The 19,889-nt window shown below is 60.1% G+C and carries 20 protein-coding genes; 12 read left to right on the top strand and 8 right to left on the bottom strand.

The genetic code is table 11. The annotated features are described in order from the left end of the window. The first annotated feature begins 58 nt into the window (after window positions 1-58). Both dapB and ROS217_RS09385 read left to right on the top strand, forming a co-directional pair. Window positions 59-877, top strand: coding sequence for a 4-hydroxy-tetrahydrodipicolinate reductase (dapB, locus tag ROS217_RS09390; protein WP_009817484.1), 819 nt, complete (start codon window positions 59-61; stop codon window positions 875-877). 59 nt (window positions 878-936) lie between these two features. Next, a complete protein-coding gene (locus ROS217_RS09385; protein WP_009817483.1) occupies window positions 937-1,290 on the top strand; it encodes a hypothetical protein in 354 nt (117 codons plus the stop codon). Window positions 1,291-1,309: 19 nt separating this feature from the next. On the opposite strand, the gene ROS217_RS09380 is transcribed toward ROS217_RS09385, so the two are convergent. Then, entirely contained in the window at window positions 1,310-1,501 is a 192-nt protein-coding gene (locus ROS217_RS09380; protein ID WP_009817482.1) for a DUF1674 domain-containing protein, read from the bottom strand. A gap of 68 nt (window positions 1,502-1,569) precedes the next feature. Here ROS217_RS09380 and ROS217_RS09375 point away from each other — a divergent pair, with 68 nt between their 5' ends. The 7 genes from ROS217_RS09375 (at window position 1,570) to ROS217_RS09345 (ending at window position 10,076) form a co-directional block, all read left to right on the top strand. Beyond that, window positions 1,570-2,838 carry an RsmB/NOP family class I SAM-dependent RNA methyltransferase gene (locus ROS217_RS09375; protein ID WP_009817481.1) on the top strand — a complete coding sequence of 423 codons (1,269 nt, stop codon included), beginning with the start codon at window positions 1,570-1,572 and terminating at the stop codon, window positions 2,836-2,838. A 97-nt stretch (window positions 2,839-2,935) separates the two neighbouring features. Next, window positions 2,936-4,690, top strand: a complete 1,755-nt coding sequence (locus tag ROS217_RS09370; protein WP_009817480.1) for a heparinase II/III family protein — start codon at window positions 2,936-2,938, stop codon at window positions 4,688-4,690. A gap of 24 nt (window positions 4,691-4,714) precedes the next feature. Further along, entirely contained in the window at window positions 4,715-6,304 is a 1,590-nt protein-coding gene (purH, locus tag ROS217_RS09365; RefSeq protein ID WP_009817479.1) for a bifunctional phosphoribosylaminoimidazolecarboxamide formyltransferase/IMP cyclohydrolase, read from the top strand. Window positions 6,305-6,311: 7 nt separating this feature from the next. Continuing rightward, on the top strand, window positions 6,312-6,782 hold the full coding sequence (lspA, locus tag ROS217_RS09360; RefSeq protein WP_009817478.1) for a signal peptidase II: 471 nt from the start codon (window positions 6,312-6,314) through the stop codon (window positions 6,780-6,782). A 51-nt stretch (window positions 6,783-6,833) separates the two neighbouring features. After that, complete coding sequence (locus ROS217_RS09355; RefSeq protein ID WP_009817477.1) at window positions 6,834-7,346, top strand: DUF3035 domain-containing protein; 513 nt, start codon at window positions 6,834-6,836, stop codon at window positions 7,344-7,346. A 76-nt stretch (window positions 7,347-7,422) separates the two neighbouring features. Continuing rightward, window positions 7,423-8,766, top strand: coding sequence for a M16 family metallopeptidase (locus ROS217_RS09350; protein WP_085978791.1), 1,344 nt, complete (start codon window positions 7,423-7,425; stop codon window positions 8,764-8,766). Further along, a complete protein-coding gene (locus tag ROS217_RS09345; RefSeq protein ID WP_009817475.1) occupies window positions 8,763-10,076 on the top strand; it encodes a M16 family metallopeptidase in 1,314 nt (437 codons plus the stop codon). The genes ROS217_RS09350 and ROS217_RS09345 overlap by 4 nt, the downstream gene beginning before the upstream one ends. Before the next feature lie 22 nt (window positions 10,077-10,098). Here ROS217_RS09345 and lpxK read toward each other — a convergent pair whose 3' ends face one another. The 4 genes from lpxK to ROS217_RS09320 form a co-directional block, all read right to left on the bottom strand. Then, window positions 10,099-11,118, bottom strand: coding sequence for a tetraacyldisaccharide 4'-kinase (gene lpxK / locus ROS217_RS09340; RefSeq protein ID WP_040650490.1), 1,020 nt, complete (start codon window positions 11,116-11,118; stop codon window positions 10,099-10,101). Further along, window positions 11,115-12,335, bottom strand: a complete 1,221-nt coding sequence (locus ROS217_RS09335) for a 3-deoxy-D-manno-octulosonic acid transferase (protein ID WP_040650488.1) — start codon at window positions 12,333-12,335, stop codon at window positions 11,115-11,117. The genes lpxK and ROS217_RS09335 overlap by 4 nt, the downstream gene beginning before the upstream one ends. A 274-nt stretch (window positions 12,336-12,609) precedes the next feature. Continuing rightward, on the bottom strand, window positions 12,610-13,350 hold the full coding sequence (locus tag ROS217_RS09325) for a 2-dehydro-3-deoxygalactonokinase (RefSeq protein WP_009817472.1): 741 nt from the start codon (window positions 13,348-13,350) through the stop codon (window positions 12,610-12,612). Further along, window positions 13,347-13,766, bottom strand: a complete 420-nt coding sequence (locus tag ROS217_RS09320) for a TIGR01244 family sulfur transferase (protein WP_009817471.1) — start codon at window positions 13,764-13,766, stop codon at window positions 13,347-13,349. Before ROS217_RS09320 ends, ROS217_RS09325 begins: the two co-directional genes overlap by 4 nt. A gap of 276 nt (window positions 13,767-14,042) precedes the next feature. On the opposite strand from ROS217_RS09320, the gene ROS217_RS09315 reads away from it, so the two are divergent. Continuing rightward, window positions 14,043-14,477, top strand: a complete 435-nt coding sequence (locus tag ROS217_RS09315; protein WP_009817470.1) for a universal stress protein — start codon at window positions 14,043-14,045, stop codon at window positions 14,475-14,477. A 27-nt stretch (window positions 14,478-14,504) separates the two neighbouring features. Then, window positions 14,505-16,046 (top strand): alanine/glycine:cation symporter family protein, encoded by a 1,542-nt coding sequence (locus tag ROS217_RS09310; protein WP_009817469.1) that lies wholly within the window; start codon window positions 14,505-14,507, stop codon window positions 16,044-16,046. 82 nt (window positions 16,047-16,128) lie between these two features. Here the strand turns inward: ROS217_RS09310 and ROS217_RS09305 are convergent, their stop codons facing one another. From ROS217_RS09305 to ROS217_RS09295, 3 genes are all read right to left on the bottom strand, one after another. Next, window positions 16,129-17,478 (bottom strand): aminotransferase class III-fold pyridoxal phosphate-dependent enzyme, encoded by a 1,350-nt coding sequence (locus ROS217_RS09305; protein WP_009817468.1) that lies wholly within the window; start codon window positions 17,476-17,478, stop codon window positions 16,129-16,131. Window positions 17,479-17,591: 113 nt separating this feature from the next. Next, window positions 17,592-18,200: a DsbA family protein gene (locus tag ROS217_RS09300; protein WP_009817467.1), complete on the bottom strand. Its 609-nt coding sequence runs from the start codon at window positions 18,198-18,200 to the stop codon at window positions 17,592-17,594. Between the two features lie 28 nt (window positions 18,201-18,228). Then, entirely contained in the window at window positions 18,229-18,738 is a 510-nt protein-coding gene (locus tag ROS217_RS09295) for a DUF721 domain-containing protein (RefSeq protein WP_009817466.1), read from the bottom strand. Between the two features lie 82 nt (window positions 18,739-18,820). On the opposite strand from ROS217_RS09295, the gene mutY reads away from it, so the two are divergent. After that, a complete protein-coding gene (gene mutY, locus ROS217_RS09290; protein ID WP_009817465.1) occupies window positions 18,821-19,882 on the top strand; it encodes an A/G-specific adenine glycosylase in 1,062 nt (353 codons plus the stop codon). Window positions 19,883-19,889: the final 7 nt, after the last annotated feature.

Here is a 19,889-nt window from a genome sequence, read left to right as displayed (position 1 = left end):
TGCCGCTTCAAACACAGCACGCTATGCAGGCTCGCAACCACGATTAGGAGTGCCACTAATGACCGATCTGCCGGGCATCGTGATCACCGGGGCCTCGGGCCGTATGGGCCAGATGCTGATCCGCACACTGGCCGAGAGCCCGCGCGCCCGTCTGATCGGCGCGCTCGAGCGGCCCGGACATGCGTGGATCGGACAGGACGTGGGCCGCGCCATGGGCGGGGCCGAGGTGGGTGTCACGGTGACTGACGACCCGCTCGAGGTGATCGCGCGCGCTCATGCGCTCATCGACTTTACAGCCCCCGCCGCCACGCTGGAATTCGCCATTCTGGCCGCTCAGGCGCGTGTGGTGCATGTGATCGGCACCACCGGTTTTGAGGCAGATGACCTCAGACACCTCGACGCCGCCGCGCGCCATGCGGTCATCGTGCGTGCAGGGAACATGAGCCTTGGAGTCAACCTCCTCACGCAACTGACCAAGCGCGTGGCCGCAGCCCTCGACGAGGATTTCGACATCGAGATCATTGAAGCGCATCACAATCAAAAGGTCGATGCCCCCTCTGGCACGGCGCTCATGCTGGGCGAAGCGGCGGCAGAGGGGCGCGGGGTCACGCTCGACCACGTCAGCGACCGCGCCCGTGATGGGATTACCGGCAAACGCATGCGCGGGCACATCGGATTTTCCGCCATTCGCGGCGGCGACATCGTGGGCGAGCATGATGTGATTTTTGCAGCCGCAGGCGAGCGGATTGTTCTGCGCCATATCGCGACCGACCGCGCGATCTTTGCACGCGGCGCGCTCAAGGCGGCGCTCTGGGGACTGGGGCGCAAGCCGGGAAGCTATGACATGATTGACGTTCTGGGCCTGTCCGACAACTGATCCAATGGCTGCGCTCGTGCGTATCCCTGTCAGATCACTCAATGTGACAGGTGAATATCATGCGTTCGATCTTCGTTGTTTTACTGAGCTTTGGCCTCTCAACGCCTGCAGTGGCAGAGGGATTTGCACCTGTCACCGAGCGGGAACGCTTTGTGTCTTTGATCGAAGGCAGAGACCTGACTCGCTTCGGAATTACGCTCAACGTAACCAAGGACGGTCAGATCAAAGGCCGCGCCTTCGGACGCGACGTGACGGGGGCGTGGAAGTGGAATGGTGACTATTTCTGTCGCGATCTCTACTGGGGCAACATGGACCTCGGTCCCAACTGTCAGGCCGTGCGCGTCCAAGGCAACACGGTCCGCTTCATATCAGACCAAGGCGCTGGACAGTTCGCCGATCTCAGCTTGGAATGATCGCACGCCCTCAGGTCGATCAAAAGTCGATGGCGAGACCCTTCTTCTCCCAATCTCCATAGCGCACTGGCTCCAAGCCTTCTTGGCGCCCCCCAAGTTCTTTGGGCAAGGCCAACGTCTCTGCTAACTTCCGTCGTTCCTCGGCTTCAGCAAGAGCGCGCTGTGCGGCGGGCGGCAAATCGCGGGGCTTAGCGCTGTCATCGCATGTCATGGTCGGGCTTTCCTTGTCATCTCCCCCCTGATATATCGCGCAGCCAACCCTTCGCCAAGGACAAGGCCATGAAAAAGCCCACCCTCACCGCCCGCTCTGCAGCGGTTCATCTGCTCGACCGGGTGTTGGGAGAGGGACGGCTCATGTCCGAATTGATCGCGGGTGGGGCGCTTGATGCGCTCTCACCGCCCGACCGCGCGCGCGCTCAGCGGCTTGCAACAGACACGCTCCGTGGGTTGGACCGCGCCGACCTGCTCTTGTCACGACACCTGCGCAAGGCGCCGCCCTTGCCCGTGCAAAACGTCCTGCGTCTGGCTACCGTGGAACTTGCACAGGGCGGCGAGTCGCATGGCGTGGTCAATGAGGCGGTTGAGACAATAGGTCAAAGCCCGCGACACGCGAAACTCAAGGGATTGGTCAATGCCGTGCTGCGCAAGATGACCGAAGAGGCCCCCCGCAGTTGGAACGATCTGCGGCTGCCAAACCTTCCGACGTGGCTGCGCGCGCCACTGGTCGACGCATGGGGCAAGGGCCCGGTCGCCGCGATGGAGCGCGCGCATTTCGCGGGTGCGCCCCTTGATATCACGGTGAAATCTGACCCCGAGGTATGGGCCGAAAGGCTCGGAGCTACGCTGTTGCCGACCGGATCTCTACGGCGCACAGATCCGGGGCAGGTCTCTGCTCTTCCTGGCTATGCCAACGGGGAGTGGTGGGTGCAAGACGTCGCCGCTGCCCTACCCGTTGCAGTGCTGGCCCCAAAGCCCGGAGAACAGATCCTGGATCTTTGCGCTGCTCCGGGAGGCAAGACGCTGCAAATGGCTGCGGCAGGCGCAAAGGTGACCGCCCTCGACCTGTCAGAGCGTCGGATGGCGCGCGTGACAGAGAACCTCGACCGCACCGGGCTGACCGCCACCTGCATCGTGGGCGACGCCCTCGATCATCACGGCGGGCCCTACGATGCAATCCTGCTTGATGCACCTTGTTCGGCCACTGGCACCATTCGACGTCATCCAGACCTGCCTCACGCCAAGGATGGCTCGGATTTTGGCGCGCTCATCGCGTTGCAGGCTGCGATGTTGGATCATGCCCTGACGCTTTTGAAACCTGAAGGGCGGCTGGTCTTTTGCACCTGTTCACTTCTGCCAGATGAGGGCGAATGCCAAGTGGAAGAAGCGCTTGGTCGCCATCCAGACCTGACTGTTGACCGCACCACTCTCCTCCGCCCCGGAATCGAGCCCGGTTGGGTCACCGAAGAAGGCGGATTGCGACTGCGTCCCGACTACTGGGCCGATCTGGGCGGCATGGACGGCTTCTTCATCGCCTGCTTGCGGCGGTGAAGACCGGCTTTCCGCCGTAAAGAAACGGTGACTTGAGCCATGCCCGTGGCTATAGTGGAGCCATCAACGCCGACAGAAGCGTCCAGAGGCACGGCACATGTCCACATCCGATCTCATTTCAGAGCGCTGGCCAGAGCGCTGGTCGCGCCTGCTGAACCGACTCGCTGCGCGGCGCGCAGCGCTCAGCCGCCCCGCAACGGCATTTCTGTCACAACCCGAACCCCGCAGCATCGGCTATCTCGCCCGAGGGCGACAGCTTTGCGCCGGTAATTTCGTCTTTGCCGGCCATCTCGTCGAGGCTCCGAACACCAGTATCTGGGATATCGACCCGCCGGACGCCGGATTTGCGGCGGAAATGCATGGCTTTGGCTGGCTCGATGATCTGGCCGCCGCTGGAGATGCGGCAGCGCGCAGCCATGCTCAGTCTTGGCTCTGGGCGTGGATTTCCCGCTACGGCAATGGCTCGGGACCGGGATGGACGCCAGACCTGACCGGACGCCGCCTCATCCGCTGGATCAGTCAGGCGCTCTTTGTCCTGAGAGGTCTGCCGTCCGAGGCCTCATCGCCGTTCTATCGCTCGATGGCGCAGCAAACTGCGTTTCTTGCCCGTCGCTGGCCGGCGACACGCCCCGGACTGCCACGGTTCGAGGCGCTGACAGGTCTCATCTATGCAGGCTTGTCTCTGGAGGGGATGCAGTCCCAGTTGGAGCCGGCACTGGCGGCACTTGCGCGCGAATGTGAGTGCCAGATCGACTCTATGGGCGGATTGCCCACACGCAATCCCGAAGAGTTGCTGGAGGTGTTTACTCTGCTCACTTGGGTCGCAATGGCCCTTAGCGAATCTGGCAGAACCGCAGGTGAGGCGCACTGGCGCGCCATTGAGAGGATCGCCCCAACGCTGCGCAGCTTGCGTCACGCTGATGGCGGTCTGGCGCGGTTTCATGGTGGCGGGCGGGGGTTGGAGGGGCGGCTCGACAGTGCATTGGCCACCAGTGGCGTAAAAACCCGACTTGCCGACAAATTGGCGATGGGATTTGCCCGACTGAGCTCTGGCCGAACCAGCGTCATCATCGACGCGGCCCCGCCCCCGATCGGTGCGGCCTCTGCGGGCGCGCATGCGTCGACGTTAGCGTTCGAGCTGACTTCGGGGCGTCGACCGCTGATCGTGAACTGCGGCTCGGGACATAGCTTTGGTCCCGAATGGCGACGCGCCGGTCGCGCCACTCCATCCCATTCCGCCCTCGTGCTGGCCGCAGGGTCGAGCGCGCGATTGAGCAATGACAAACGGCACCCTGATTGGCTGAGCGAGGCGCCACGTTCTGTTCAGGTGAATCAGTCCAAGGCTCCGGACGGCGTTCGGTTTGAGGGGGCGCATGACGGCTATGTCCGCGGGCACGGCCTGACGCATGTCCGTCAACTGGACCTGACCGCCGACGGGCGCGGGTTGGCTGGCGAAGATATGCTGTTGGCCATCGAAGAACCGGAAAAGCGGCAATTTGACCGTGCCCTCGATGAAACGCGCATGCATGGGATTCCATATGACGTTCGGTTCCATTTGCACCCGGATGTGGACGCGTCGGTCGATATGGGCGGGGCTGCGGTGTCTTTGGCATTGCGCAGTGGTGAGATTTGGGTATTCCGCAGCGACGGGCACGCCGCTTTGTCCTTGCAACCGAGTGTGTATCTTGAAAAAACGCGCCTCAAACCGCGTGCGACCAAACAGATCGTTTTATCCGGTCGCGCGATGGACTATGCGACCCATCTGAGATGGTCACTGGCCAAGGCGCAAGATACCCCGGTTGGCATCCGCGATGTCAATGAGGACGCGCTGGATCCCGTGGCCGACGAGTGAACCGACAAGGCAGGACCGCCCGACATGACCGACCACGCGCCCATCACCCGCGCCCTTCTCTCCGTTTCCGACAAGACCGGGCTTCTTGAGCTTGGCCGTGCGCTGGCTGCGCGCGGGGTTGAACTGCTGTCCACAGGTGGCACCGCCAAGGCACTGCGCGAGGCCGGGCTTGCGGTGCGCGACGTGGCCGAGGTCACGGGCTTTCCCGAGATGATGGACGGGCGCGTGAAAACGCTGCACCCGATGGTGCATGGCGGCCTTCTGGCGCTGCGCGACAATCCCGACCATCAGGCGGCGATGCAGGCGCATGGCATCGGGCCTATCGACCTCTTGGTGGTCAATCTCTACCCGTTCGAGGAAACCGTGGCACGCGGCGGCGACTATGACGACTGCGTAGAGAATATCGACATCGGCGGCCCGGCCATGATCCGTGCGGCGGCCAAGAACCACGCCCATGTCGCCGTGGTGGTGGATGTCGAGGATTACGACACGCTGATCGGTGACATGGACCGGCACGGTGGCGGCACCTGCCCGAATTTCCGCCGCAAACTGGCACAGATCGCCTATGCCCGCACCGCCGCCTATGACGCGGCGGTCAGCACATGGCTCGCGGGTGCCATTGGCGATGCGTCCCCGCGCCGCCGCGCCTTTGCCGGAACGCTGGCGCAAACCCTGCGCTATGGCGAGAACCCGCATCAGGCGGCGGCCTTTTACACCGATGGCTCGGATCGGCCCGGCGTGGCCACCGCCCGGCAGGTGCAAGGCAAGGAACTGAGCTACAACAACATCAACGACACCGACGCGGCCTTTGAACTGGTCAGCGAATTCGCCCCCGCCGATGGCCCCGCCTGCGCCATCATAAAACACGCCAACCCCTGCGGTGTGGCCCGTGGCGCGACCCTGATTGAGGCCTATAAACACGCCTTCGACTGCGACCGTACCTCCGCCTTTGGCGGCATCATCGCGCTCAACCAGCCGCTCGATGCCGTCACCGCCGAGGAGATTGCAGAGATTTTCACCGAAGTGGTCATCGCCCCCGGCGCGGATGCTGGCGCCATAAGTATTTTCGCCAAGAAAAAGAACCTGCGCCTGCTCTTGACCGAGGGGCTGGCCGATCCCGCCACGGCAGGTCGGATGATCAAACAGGTCTCGGGCGGCTATCTGGTGCAGAACAAGGACAGCGGCCATATCAACGCGGCCGATCTCAAGGTCGTGACCAAACGCGCGCCCACAACGCGCGAGCTGGCCGATCTGCTCTTTGCCTGGAAAGTGGCAAAACACGTCAAATCCAACGCCATCGTCTACGTCAAGGACGGCGCGACTGTGGGTGTCGGCGCAGGCCAGATGAGCCGGGTGGACAGCTGCCGCATTGCTGCGCGCAAGGCGGTGGACATGGCCGAGACCCTTGGGCTGGCCGCGCCGCTGACCCAAGGCAGCGTCGTGGCCTCGGATGCGTTCTTTCCCTTTGCAGATGGCCTGATGGCCGCCGCCGAAGCGGGTGCCACCGCCGTCATTCAACCGGGCGGCTCGATGCGTGACGACGAAGTGATCGCGGCGGCGGATGCGGCGGGGTTGGCCATGGTCTTCACCGGCATGCGCCATTTCCGGCACTGACGCGCCGATGCGGATCGTTTTCTGGACGGCGTTCTGGGTGTTCCTGCTGGATCAGGCCAGCAAATACTTGGCGGTGCATGTCATGGACCTGCGCACGTTGGGCGCGATTGACGTCTTGCCGCCCTTCATCAACCTGCGCATGGCATGGAACTACGGAATCAATTTCGGAATTCTAGCGGGCGACGGTCCTCTTACGCGTTGGGTTCTGATTGTTGTGGCGGTCGTCATCTCAGGGGCCGTGCTCTGGTGGGTGCACACCGATCCCGCTGGTCGCTGGCACCGTTTCGCCGCAGGCTTGCTGGTGGGGGGTGCGCTCGGCAATGTGATCGACCGGCTGATTTACGGCGCAGTTGCGGACTTTCTCAACATGTCCTGCTGCGGCATCAACAATCCCTTTGCTTTCAATGTCGCAGATATTGCGGTGTTTGTCGGAGCATTCGGTATGGTTCTGCTGCCATCAGGCAAAAAGCCCTCGTGACCTTGGGCTTTGAATGCGATAAGGCTTTAGGGATTTTGCAGGAGAGTGGCGATGACGATGCCGCATAAGACAGTTCTGAGCCTTTTGGTGGTGACCGTGTTGGCCGGATGCGGTGGCCGCGATGACGTCACACTGAGCCGCATCCGCCATACCGGAAACGGACCTGATGAGTTTTCGATCATTCCCAGCAAACCTTTGCAAACACCTGAGAGTTATGCCAGCCTACCCGCTCCAAATCCGGGTGGTGCCAACCTGACGGACCAGAATCCACTCGCGGATGGGGTGGTTGCGTTGGGTGGAAATCCTGCGGGCGGCGCAACAAACAACGGCGCACTTGTCAATCACGCCAACCGATATGGTGCAGCGCCAGCCATTCGCCAGACACTTGCTGCTGAAGACAAGGAGTTGCGTCGTCAACACGGGCGCGTAGACGTTCTGCGGTTCTTGCCCGGTGATGATTACGTACAGGCCTATCGCCGCGATTGGTTGGACGCCTATGCCGAAGAAGAGCGCTTGCGTAATCGCGGCGTGCTGACCCCAGCCAGTCCTCCAGCACCCGAGTGATTGGGGCGGCGCTTGAAACGGCGCAGCCAAGGCGTATCTACTAGATCAGATGCCCAACATCGACCGGAGACCGTTTATGCGATACATTCTCGCCTGCCTGACATTGGCTATAACCACTCTGGCTGCCCCCGTTTCACTGGCCTCGACCGACGATAAGGTGACGACATTCACGCTCGACAATGGGCTTGAGGTCGTGGTGATTGAAGATCACCGCGCGCCAGTTGTGACCCAGATGGTATGGTATCGTGCAGGATCGGCCGATGAAAGACCGGGCGTATCCGGTGTGGCCCATTTTCTTGAGCACCTGCTTTTCAAAGGCACCAAGACCATGGCGCCCGGCGAATTTTCGTCGACCGTGGCGCGCAACGGCGGTTCGGACAACGCCTTTACCAGCTATGATTACACGGCCTATTTTCAACGCATCGCCTCCGACCGGCTGGAGTTGGTGATGCGTATGGAAGCCGACCGCATGACCAATCTGCAACTGGATGAAGGAGATATCGCAACCGAGCGCGATGTTATCATCGAAGAGCGCAATCAGCGGGTGGAAAACAGCCCCGGCGCGCTTTTTCGCGAACAGAAAAGCGCCATGCAATATCTTAATCACCGCTACGGCGTGCCAATCATCGGCTGGCGTCATGAGATGGAGGCGCTCGACCTTGATGCGGCCCTTGATTTTTACCGCGAGTATTACGCCCCGAACAACGCCATTCTGATCGTTGCTGGTGATGTCATGCCAGAGAACGTGCGCGAATTGGCTGAGACGTATTATGGCCCAATACCGGAAAATCCCGACCTTCCAGAACGGGCCCGCCCTCAGGAACCGCCTCAATTGGCGGAACGTCGGATGACATTTCGTGATGCCCGCGTGTCCCAGCCCTATGTAACGCGGTCCTATCTCGCACCAGAGCGTGACAGCGGCGCGCAGGAAAAGGCCGCCGCACTGACCTTGCTGGCTGATGTTCTCGGGGGTGGCCAAACATCCATTCTGGCTGAAGAACTCCAATTCCAGACTAAGACAGCGGTTCAGGTCGGGGCGTCCTATTCCGGGTCATCTCTGGATGACACGACTTTTGATCTCTACGTCGTGCCCGCCGCAGGGGTCACTTTGGAGCAAGCCGAGGCGGCGATGGACGAGGTGTTGACCGAGTTTCTCGAAACCGGGGTGAACGCAGAGCAACTCAACCGCATAAAGATGCAGTTCCGAGCCTCTGAAACCTATGCACGGGACGATGCCGGCGGCCTTGCCAATCGCTATGGTCAGGCACTGACCCAAGGACTGACAGTCGCCGATGTTCAATCCTGGCCTGACGTATTGCAAGCCACTACGGCAGATCAGATCATGCAGGCTGCACGCGAGGTGTTTGATCGCACCCAATCCGTGACAGGCTGGCTCATGGCCCCGGAGGTAACGCAATGATCCGTTTCGTACTGAGTTTTGTGATCCTCCTTGCCGCGCTGCCCGCGCGCGCAGAGGTTGACGTCAAGGAAATTACGTCGCCCGGTGGTTTGGACGCATGGTTGGTCGAAGATCATTCGATCCCATTTGTTGCACTGGAGTTGCGGTTTCGCGGTGGAGGATCCCTCGACCCACAAGACAAGCGCGGCGTGACGAATTTGATGGTTGGGTTGCTCGAAGAAGGTGCAGGTGATCTCGACGCGCAGGGTTTTGCCCGTGCGGCAGAGTCGCTCGCAGCAGATTTCAGGTATTCTGTGAATGACGATCAAATCAGCGTTTCGGCCCGGTTTCTGACCGAGAACCGCGATCAGGCGCTTGATCTTCTCCGCACCAGCCTTGTGCAGCCACGCTTTGATCAGGACGCAATCGAGCGGGTGCGCGGCCAGGTTGCATCAGGCATCGCATCGTCGCAAACTGACCCGCGTGATATTGTCGGCAAGGCGTTTGACAGCCTTGTTTTCGGCGAGCACCCCTATGGTTCCTCCCTTGAAGGCACACTCGAGAGTGTTGGCACGCTGACACGCGAGGATATCTTGGCGTCTCATGCCGGGGCCCTTACCCGCGACCGTCTCTATATCAGTGCCGTGGGCGATATCACTGAAGGGGAACTCGCGTCCCTAATTGATGACCTTCTTGGCGCATTACCCGAGACAGGTGCCCCACTGCCTAATCCAGTTGATCCCAATCTGCCCGGAGGCGTTCAGGTCATCGACTTTGCGACGCCGCAGTCCATTGCAGCCTTTGCGCAAAAGGGTATCGACCGGGATCATCCAGATTTCTTTGCCGCCTATATCCTCAACCACATCCTTGGTGGGGGCGGGTTCGAGAGCAGGCTGATGACCGAGGTACGCGAAAAGCGCGGACTAACCTATGGAGTCTATTCCTACCTCGCCGACAAGGACGCGGCCCAACTCTGGATGGGGTCCGTGGCCTCTGCCAATGACCGTGTCGCCGAGGCAATTTCCGTGATCCGCGCTGAATGGGAGCGTATCCGTACTGAGGGCGTGACGCCCGAGGAACTGGAGAATGCCAAGACCTATCTGACGGGTGCCTACCCGCTGCAATTCGAAGGTAACGGCCCGATTGCCGATATTGCGGTCGGCATGCAGATGGAGGGATTGCCCACTGACTACATCACCACGCGCAACGACAAGGTCAACGCCGTAACCCTTGAGGACGTTAATCGCGTTGCGCTCGATCTGCTCACGCCCGAATCGCTGACCTTTGTCGTGGTAGGACAACCTGTAGGCCTTGAAAGCACCGTCAACTGACACGACCGAATGCCCCGCGCCCCTAACCCGGACCCAAACCTGCACGTGTCAGGGCATATTCCAGCGGTGAGAGATCGGAAACGTGCAGGCGCACTGGCAGGGTCAGTACCTTGCGGCGGAAGTCTTGCGGCAGGCGCACGGCATCTTTTTCCGTTGTGACCAGTTGCGCGCCGAGGTTCGTCGCCTCACGCTCGAGCCGCGCCAAGAGGGCTTGGCTATAGGGCTGTTGATCCTCGAAGGACTCGCAACGCACCAGTTCCGCCCCTAATCCGCGCAAGATCGCAAAGAACCTGCCCGGATCGCCGATACCGCTAAAGGCCAAGAGTCGTGATCCCGGCCATTCCATTCCGGTCTGGAGTGGGTGTAACTCGCCCTGCAGATGCGGCAGATTGATGTGCTCGCCCCATAGCTCAGAAAATCGGTCCTGAGCGCTTTTGGGGCCTATGGAGAGCAGGAGGTCCGCGCGAGTGAGACCTCGTTTCACCGGCTCTCGCAGCGGACCCGCGGGGAGACATCGACTGTTCCCAAATCCGCGCACCGCATCAACCACGACGATGGAAATGTCCTTGGCCAAGGATGGGTTCTGAAACCCGTCATCCATTACGATACAATCGAATGGGGCCCCGCCTTTTCGATCAGCCGACAGGATCGCCCGCGCCCCTTCTACCCAATCTCGCGCAGACCAAGTCGGTGCGAAATCTGCGGCGAGCAACGGGCCGTCCCCGACGTCTGCCGAGGTATGGTGGCGCGGGGCCACTTGCACCGGTCCTCGGAGTAATCCCGTCTTACCCCACGACAAAATTGCCGGCTCATGGCCCATGCGATGAAGATGCGCCACCACAGCCAGAACTGCAGGCATCGTGCCTGTGCCGCAAAAATTGAGATTTCCGATACAGATTACCGGCACCGGCGCGCGCCAATCGTGGCCCGTAGCCAACCGTCTCGCCGTTGACCGCGCATGGAGCAATCCCAAGGGTGCGAGCAACCGCGCTCGCAAGCCGGGGCGACCAGGCGGATTGTACCAATAGGCGGGGGGTCTCATTTCTCGGCCTCTAACCGATCCAGGCGGTCCAACAGCATATCCTGAATGCGGTCGGTCACAGCGGCTCCTTTGGACGCCACATCCCACGCGGCATGCGCCATTACCGCCGCCTGATCGGGAGCAATCAGGCGCTGAACCGCAGCAGTCAGGGTTTGGCTGTCTCGGACAATCCGCGCTGCCCCGGCTTCGGCATATCTGGAATAGCGATTCAAATATCGACCCACATTTGGTCCATAGAGGATCGCCGACCCATGCGCCGCAGGTTCGTTGGGATCGCGGCCATGTTGACCAGAGACAAGCGATGATCCCATGAAGGTCACGGGCGCCAAGCGATACCAAAGCCCCATCTCGCCCGGTGTGTCCGCGAGAATCACCTGCGTCGTTTCACTTGGCAACTCACCCTCAGACCAGACCGACGTCCGCCAGCCCTGTAGATTGAGGATGGCACGGATCTCGTTGCGATCATCATTCAAATCCGGAACGATGATCAAAAGGCTCCGATGCGCGAGGCGACTCACTTCTCGGTGGGCCTCAAGGACGGTTTCCAACTCTGCTCTTTGGATTTGCGAGGCAAGCCAGATCGGTCGGCTACGCAGTAGTCCTGCCATCTCTTCACGTTCCGAAGAGTTGTAGGGCAAGGTCATGGCCCCCTCTTGAAACGGCCCGGTCACAGACACAATCCGCTCTGGCGCCCCAAAACGGCGTACCAACCTTGCCGCAGTTTCGGTGCGGGTCAGTATCTCTGTAAAGAGCCCCAGCACAGCACGAGGCATGTCTGGGAACCAGCGCCAACTCGCACGCTCCAGATAGGTTTCATCGGCGTCCACCAGATAAAGCGGAATCCTCTGCCTTGACGCGCAAATCAAAAGGGCTGGTCTCAAATCTCCACCGGTCCAAACGCAAATGTCAGGGCGCCAATGCGCCAAGAATGCTTCTGCAGCGGGGAGGTTATCCTCTGGTACGGGTTGCCAAAGAACGGGACTGCTGGTGCTCAGCCGAGCCGGAGCCGCGCCCGAGGTCGTCAACAAAAGCCGCAATCCTCGACGCTGACTTGCCAGCCGTTCCGCCAGGTGCACCAGCGTATCTGCCCGGGCCGCATCAACTGCATGCGCCCATATCAACGGGCCTTGAGGACGAGGCTGGTCTGGAACATCGCCGGGACGCCCGGCGCGCCGGGCATATGCGAGATAAGCCGCAAGGCTGAGCGAGCGGCTCATCAGGATTATTCCGATACTAGGCCGCGCGAGACGTCGGCCCCGTGAGTGCAATGCATGGCGTGAGGAGCAACACACAGATGTCCGCAAAGCAAATAAAGGCTGTCAATCATGGCCATTCCTCAAGATGTCGCAGGTTGCGCGCACCGTATTCCTTTGCACCCGCTCGTCAAGCATTGCCCACGAGTTCAGACCAACCGCCTTGAAAATACGCTGGTTGACGCAAGTTCTGGAAACCTTCGGAAAACCGAGGTCGTCAAATCCCAACTTTAGATCACTAACGCGCCGGAAGATCCCCATAGCCAAGAGCGGTTGCAAGGGCCGCTAGAGCTGGCGCAATCAACGCCTCAGGGTCAAAGATGGTCACTGGTACGCCAAGCTCTGATAGAGCGTGCGAGTACTGCATTGCACATGCGCTATCCGCAATCAAACTAACGCTCTGTCCCAACCAATAGGGCCTTGCCGCGGCAAGTTCTGCGCCCAATAGATGGCCGCTCACGGCTGATGTACTATTGGTCACCTGGGCCGAGCGCAGCTGCGCGGCAAGACGCTCAGGCCGGGTTAAGGTATCTGAGATGGCTGTTTCACAAAAGCTAGAGGCGCCACCAAGGGTAGCGATCAAGCGAGGTGTGAGAAAGCTCTGAGAACTGACAGCCTCACCGGCGCTCAGATGCAGCCAGTGGTGTAGATCGCGCAAAACCACCCAGGCAACCCCATCCCAAGCGCTGCGCACACTTAACAGTCCGATCAACAGAAAACGCACCCAACCGTCGATCACATCCGGCGGGCTATCTTGTACGAAACCTGCTAACCCGTGGCCTCCTTGCGGCAAAACTCCGGTGGGAATACTGCCGGATTGCCCCTCTCCGATACGGTACAGTATCCGAACCGCCGGATTGATCTGCGCAAGTAAGGTTGCGGACTCAGGAGCGGTTAGAGAATGGGTCACCCGCGACCCGCGCAACACAAAGGCACGGGCGGCATGACCGTCATGGCCGATAACGGCCCAATCGGTCATTGGTTGCGTTCAAGCTGCGCAATCAGGCCAGACATGTCGTAGCCTGCTTTGGACGTGGCGCGCAGAACTTCGTCGCCTCCCAACTCAGTGAATTTGGTCATGCTCCAGAGCATCGTGCAACGCGTTCCTGTTCGGCAATAGGCCAAGATCGGCTTGGGGAGGTCCTCAATGGCAGCACGAAAGGCATTGAGATCAGCGTCGGTCATCTGTCCCGATACGATTGGCACTGCGCGAACCTCGAGTCCGGCAGCCTTGGCCGTTGCGGCAACCTCATCATAACAGGTCTGGCCAAAGTCCTCGCCATCAGGACGATTGCAAAGGATCGAACGAAACCCAGCTTCGACGATTGCAGGTACATCCGCACAGTCAATTTGCGGTGAGACAGTAAAATCTTGGGTGATCGGGCGCAGGTCCATCAGGCTCTCCTAGAGGGTTCGCGCCATCATATGCGCAAATCCACAGTTGAGTTCAATGGCGCGCGCAAGGACCGTGGCAGAGAGGCGCGCGGCAATAGGTCTCGCCAGTTTGCGAAAGAATCTTGCAGGACGGGTCGAATTTGGTGGAAATTTGGCGCGTTCGGCTCGTGAATCCCGTGAATCCGGGAAAACTGTAAATAAAACCTTTGGTAGAGTGACGTACCGGGTAGCAGTCTTGACACCCGGAAATACAAAAACAGCGAGGGAGATCTTGTTATGTCTGGAAAATTCGTCGTCGGCTACGACGGCAGCGTTTCATCAAGGCGTGCGCTTGAATTCGCGGTCGATCGCGCACGCGCTCAGGGAGGTACGATAATTCTGGCACATGTGCTGGAATGGTCACCTTATTCCTTTCTCACCCCGAGCGAGTTGGAAGAACGGCACAAGCGTCGTCGCGAAGAGATGGAACGCGCCGAAAAGGCAATCACCTCGACGGTCGTCGCCGAGTTGCAGGACGCGGGCATGCCGGTCGAAGCAGTGATCCGTTATGGCAACACAGCAGATCTCCTTTGCCGGATCGCCAAGGAGCACAATGCGGTTCAGATCGTTATTGGAAGGGACGGTCAATCGGCGATTGGCGCACGGGTTTTCGGCTCTGTCGCCGGTGCACTCGTTCAAACCGCGCCGGTGCCCTGCACCATCGTTCCGTAACAAAAAGAAACAACAGGGATGACAAAGATGTATCGACATGCATTTCCTGCGGCGTTTGCCGCAGTTGGGGCAGCGTTCTACTCCGCACCTGCCTACGCGCAATCCATTGATGAGAAGGTCAATCAGATTTTCGCCAACTCGACAGGCTGGTTTGTAAATCTGATTTTTTCCAACTTTCCAGGGACCACATTTCCGTGGATCGTGGCGTGGCTGGTGATCGGCGCGACCGTATTCACGCTCTATTTCGGCTTTATTCAGTTCCGGGCGATCGGCCATTCCATTGCGCTCGTAAAAGGTGACTACTCCGACCCCAACGATGCCGGTGAGGTCAGCCATTTTCAGGCGCTCGCGACCGCCCTCTCGGGCACTGTCGGCCTTGGCAATATCGCAGGCGTCGCCGTCGCGGTCAGCATCGGCGGCCCCGGTGCCACCTTCTGGATGATCCTTGCGGGCCTTATGGGTATGGCGTCTAAATTCACCGAATGCACCTTGGGCGTAAAATACCGCAACGAATACGCGGATGGGCGCGTTTCGGGCGGCCCGATGTATTACCTGACCAAGGGCTTTGCCGAACGCGGCATGCCGGGCGGCAGGATCCTCGCGGTGCTCTTCTCGATCTTCTGCATCCTCGGTGCCCTTGGCGGCGGCAATATGTTTCAGGCCAATCAGGCACATCAGCAGATCGCAGGCATCGTCGGGGCCTATCCGGGCTGGATCACGGGCGTGATCTTTGCCGGTGTGGTCTTTGCGGTGATCGTCGGCGGCCTCAAATCCATCGCCAGCGTGACCGAAAAGGTCGTGCCTTTCATGGGCATCCTTTATGTCGGCACGGCGCTCATTATCATCGCGATGAACGCGGATAAAATCGGCTGGGCCTTTGGGCAGATTTTCGACGGGGCCTTTACCGGGCTCGGCGTCGCCGGCGGCATGGTCGGCGCGCTTATCCAAGGCTTCAAACGGGCGGCCTTTTCCAACGAGGCAGGCGTCGGTTCCGCCGCAATCGCCCACTCGGCGGTGCGTACCAAGGAACCGATCACCGAAGGCTTCGTGTCGCTGCTTGAGCCCTTTATCGACACGGTGGTGATCTGCACCATGACGGCCCTCGTGATCATCATCACCGGACAGCTTGTGGCGGGGCCGGATGGCAACTACCTGCTCAACGAGGCAGGCACCGCGATCCAGACCGTTGGCGGCACCTCGGGCGTTGGCCTCACCTCAGCGGCCTTTGGCAGCGCGATCAGCTGGTTTCCCTACATTCTGGCCGTGGCGGTCGTACTTTTCGCCTTCTCGACCATGATCAGCTGGTCCTACTACGGCCTCAAGGCCTGGACCTACCTCTTCGGCGAAGGCGAGACCAAGGAACTGGTGTTCAAGGTGATCTTCTGCATCTTTGTCGTGATCGGGGCTGCCGCAAATCTCGGTCCGGTGATCGACTTCTCGGATGCCGCGATCTTTGCCATGGCGGTGGTCAATATCATCGGGCTCTATATCCTGATGCCCATCGTCAAGCGCGAGCTTGACAGCTACCTCAGCCGCCTGAAATCCGGCGAGATCAAGAAGTTCGAGTGACTTGGCCGCAAAGGTAAAAATGACGAAGGGCCGGGAAATCCCCGGCCCTTCGATCTTTTGACGCGTACCGATCCCTGCCCGCTCAGGCCGCTGCGAACCCGGCATCAAGCGACGACAGGATCACGTCAATCTCGGCCTCGGAAATCACCAGAGGCGGCGACATCAGGATATTATGCGCCCCCAGACGCACCATTGCCCCCGCCTCATAAGTCGCCTGATGCACCCGCTTCATGGTCGCGGCATCCATGGGCGTCTTCTTGGCGCGGTCGCTGACCAGTTCGATCCCCATCATCAGCCCATGACCGCCCCGCACATCACCGATGATGTCGTATTTCGCGGCCAGTTTCTTGACCCCCTCATAGAGCTGCGCGCCGCGCACGGCAGCATTGCTCTTGGTATCCAACCGCAGCGTCTCTGACAGACAGGCCACCACTGCCGCCGCCCCCACGGGATGCGCCGAATAGGTGTAGCCGGTCCAGATGTTGCCCTCTGGACCCGCCTTCTCGAACACATCCGCCACCTTGTCGCCCAAGACCACGCCACCTACCGGAAAGTAACCGCTGGTGATGCCCTTGGCGATGGTCATCATGTCGGGCTGCACGCCCCAATGCCGCGCCCCGGTCCAATCGCCGGTGCGCCCGAATCCGGTGATCACCTCGTCAGAAATCATCAGGATGCCGTAGCGGTCGCAGACCTCGCGCATATGCTTCATGAATGATGCATCCGGCACGATGACGCCGCCTGCCCCCTGAATGGGCTCCATGATAAAGGCGGCAATGGTGCTCGGATCCTGAAACTCGATCTCGTCCACCATTGCAGCGGCAATCTTTTCCGCCAGCTTGGCGCCATCGGCCTCATCGAACGGGTTGCGATAGGTATAGGGGCTGGGCAAGTGGAAACAGCCCGGCAAGAGCGGCTCATAGGTGATCCGGAATCGGTTGTTGCCATTGACCGAGGCACCGCCCCAATGTGTGCCGTGATAGCCTTTCTTCAGGCTCAGAAACTTGGTCCGTGTGGGTTCGCCGCGCAGGCGGTGATACTGCCGCGCCATTCGCAGCGCCGTATCCACGCTATCCGAGCCGCCCGAGGTGAAGAATACCCGGGTCATTCCATCCTCGGCAAAGAATTCCTGCACCGCATAGGACGCTTCGATCGCCGCCGGGTTGGTAGTACCGGCAAAGGCTGAATAATATGGGAGTTGCCAAAGCTGATCGGAAATCGCCTGTTTCACCACATCGTTGGAATAGCCAAGATTGACACACCACAACCCACCCACAGCATCCACGGGGTCATGCCCGTCTATGTCTGTGATCCGCACACCTGCTGCACTCTTGATGATCTTCGGCGCGTTGGCCTGCATCTCTCCCGGATGCCCCATTGGGTGCCACAGGTGGCGGGCGTTCATTTCACGCAAGAAATTATCGTCTTTCATGGGGGTGCTCCGGCAGGTGTAATTTGATCAAATCCTGCCACTGGCGCGAAAGACTGTCCAGAGGGATAAATGAGCCGGGACAATCAATCCCGACCCATCCTGCCCCAAGCGCATTATTCTGCCAGTTTTTCGTCGATGATGGCCCGGAGCTCGTCATAGGCCATATTCGCATACTTCTGTTCGTTGATCACCAGCGTGGGTGTTGAAGTCACCTCATGCGCTTCGGCATTTTCCTGATACCACGCGACCAACGTCTTGGCCTTTTCGTTGTCATTGAGACAGGCCTCGAGAGCATCAGGCTCTAACCCTGCAACTTTGCCGATGCGACGCAAGTTGTCAGCGATCTCCGCTGGTTCACCTTTGGTCCATTCGGCCTGCTGCTCATAGATCATGTCCGAAATACCAAAAAACTTCTCGGCTCCACCACAGCGGGCCACCATTGAGGCCCAAAGACCGAAACGGTCAAAATAGACATCCCGATAGACGAAATGAACCTTATCGGTGTCGATGTAATCGGCTTTGAGTTGCTTCAGCGGCCCTTTGTGGAAATTCGCACAATGCGGACAGGTAAAGGACGCATATTCAATGATCGTCACCTTCGCATCTTCGGGGCCCATCGTCATTTCGACGATCTGAGATGTATCGGGGGCTGCCTCCTGCGCCATGGCAGCGCCGGTCAGCATGGCAAGGGCAACTGCCCCAGTAGCGATCAATTGTTTCATCACGTTTTCCTTGGTCCGATAGGGAATTTCAGCGTTGCGATTTAACTAGCACGTTGCGCGCCAGAGTTTCCAGCGCTGCCCGCAATCCTTCATCCGCAACAGGCGCGGCCAGGCTTGTGGCGGCCTCAAGCGTTTCGGCGGGCACTGAGGGTTGAGCTTTGACCTTTGCCCGGTGGTTGAAATCCACTTGCCCTTCGGCAAACCCGACAGGGGCCGTCTGAGTGATCCGAATACGGGCGATTGCGTTGTAGCCATAGACGGCATTGACCCGTTCCCGCAGCTTTTCCTTCTGCATGTCCAGCATCGGGGCTTGCGCGCCCGTGGTCAGGAGGGTCAGCGTCGCCCCCATTCCTTGCCGCGCATAGGATACCTCGACCGGGCGCGCCACGGCGGCGATCTCATCACCCACCACTTCGGCCCAATGGGTCAAAAGCCGCGATTGCGCAAAGCCACGCGTTTCAGAGGCGCGGCGGATGCTGGTTTGCAACAGCGCCGAGGTGCGTTTGAAACCGTATGTCGTTGCCTTGCGGCTGGTCATGGTTGGCACTCTCCTCACTGGCGCTAACTTATGCCATGTGTCAGGGGATGCCAGACCTGATTGTGATGCTGGGGGATAAACTATGCGTTATGACGCCGACGCACAGACGTTGCTGGCTTGGTATGACACACATGCCAGAGATCTGCCGTGGCGTGTCAGTCCGACCGCGCGCAGCGCTGGCATCTGCCCCGATCCCTATCGCATCTGGCTGAGCGAAGTAATGCTGCAGCAGACCACTGTGGCGGCAGTCCGGGAGTATTTCATCCGCTTCATCACTCTCTGGCCCACAGTGGCCGATCTGGCGGCCGCACAAGATGGGCAGGTCATGGGGGAATGGGCAGGTCTCGGTTACTACGCTCGAGCCCGCAACCTCTTGAAATGCGCGCGCGCGGTTGTCACCGATCACCAAGGGCACTTTCCTGCCACCGTAGAGGAACTGCGTGCCCTACCGGGGATCGGACCGTATACTGCGGCGGCGATTGCTGCGATTGCCTATGACCGGCCAGCGGTGGTGGTCGATGGGAATGTCGAGAGGGTGATGGCACGGCTGTATGACATCCACACCCCCCTGCCCACAGCCAAGCGAGAACTGACAGAGGCCGCAGCACGCCTCACGCCGCAGACCCGGCCCGGCGATTATGCGCAGGCAGTAATGGATCTCGGCGCCACGGTTTGCACGCCCAAGTCTCCTGCCTGTGGGATATGTCCTTGGGTGACGGCCTGCGCTGCGCGCAAAGCAGGGACAGCGCCGGACCTACCTAAAAAGCTGCCCAAGGAGGCCAAACCGGTGCGGCTCGGATATGCCTATGTGGCGCAGCGCCAAGATGGCGCTTGGCTTCTGGAACGCCGCCCCGAAAAAGGGCTGCTCGGCGGCATGCTCGGATGGCCCAGTAGCGACTGGAACGACGCGCCGCCCCCTGCTCCGCCCATAGAAGCAGATTGGATCCAGGTCGACGCCGAGGCACGTCATACGTTTACCCACTTTCATCTTCGACTGACGGTGCTCGTCGCTCGCCTGCCCCACGATGCGCAGCCGAATCGAGGCGATTTTCTGACCGCAACAGCCTTTCGCCCCACAGAGTTACCCACCGTCATGCGAAAGGTATTTGACCTCGCGCACGCGGCATTGAAAGATATGGCATGATACACGT

It is taken from the genome of Roseovarius sp. 217 (genome assembly GCF_000152845.1).
Classification (GTDB): domain Bacteria; phylum Pseudomonadota; class Alphaproteobacteria; order Rhodobacterales; family Rhodobacteraceae; genus Roseovarius.
Note: the sequence above shows the minus strand (reverse complement) of the source record. Positions and strands in the feature narration are given on the sequence as shown.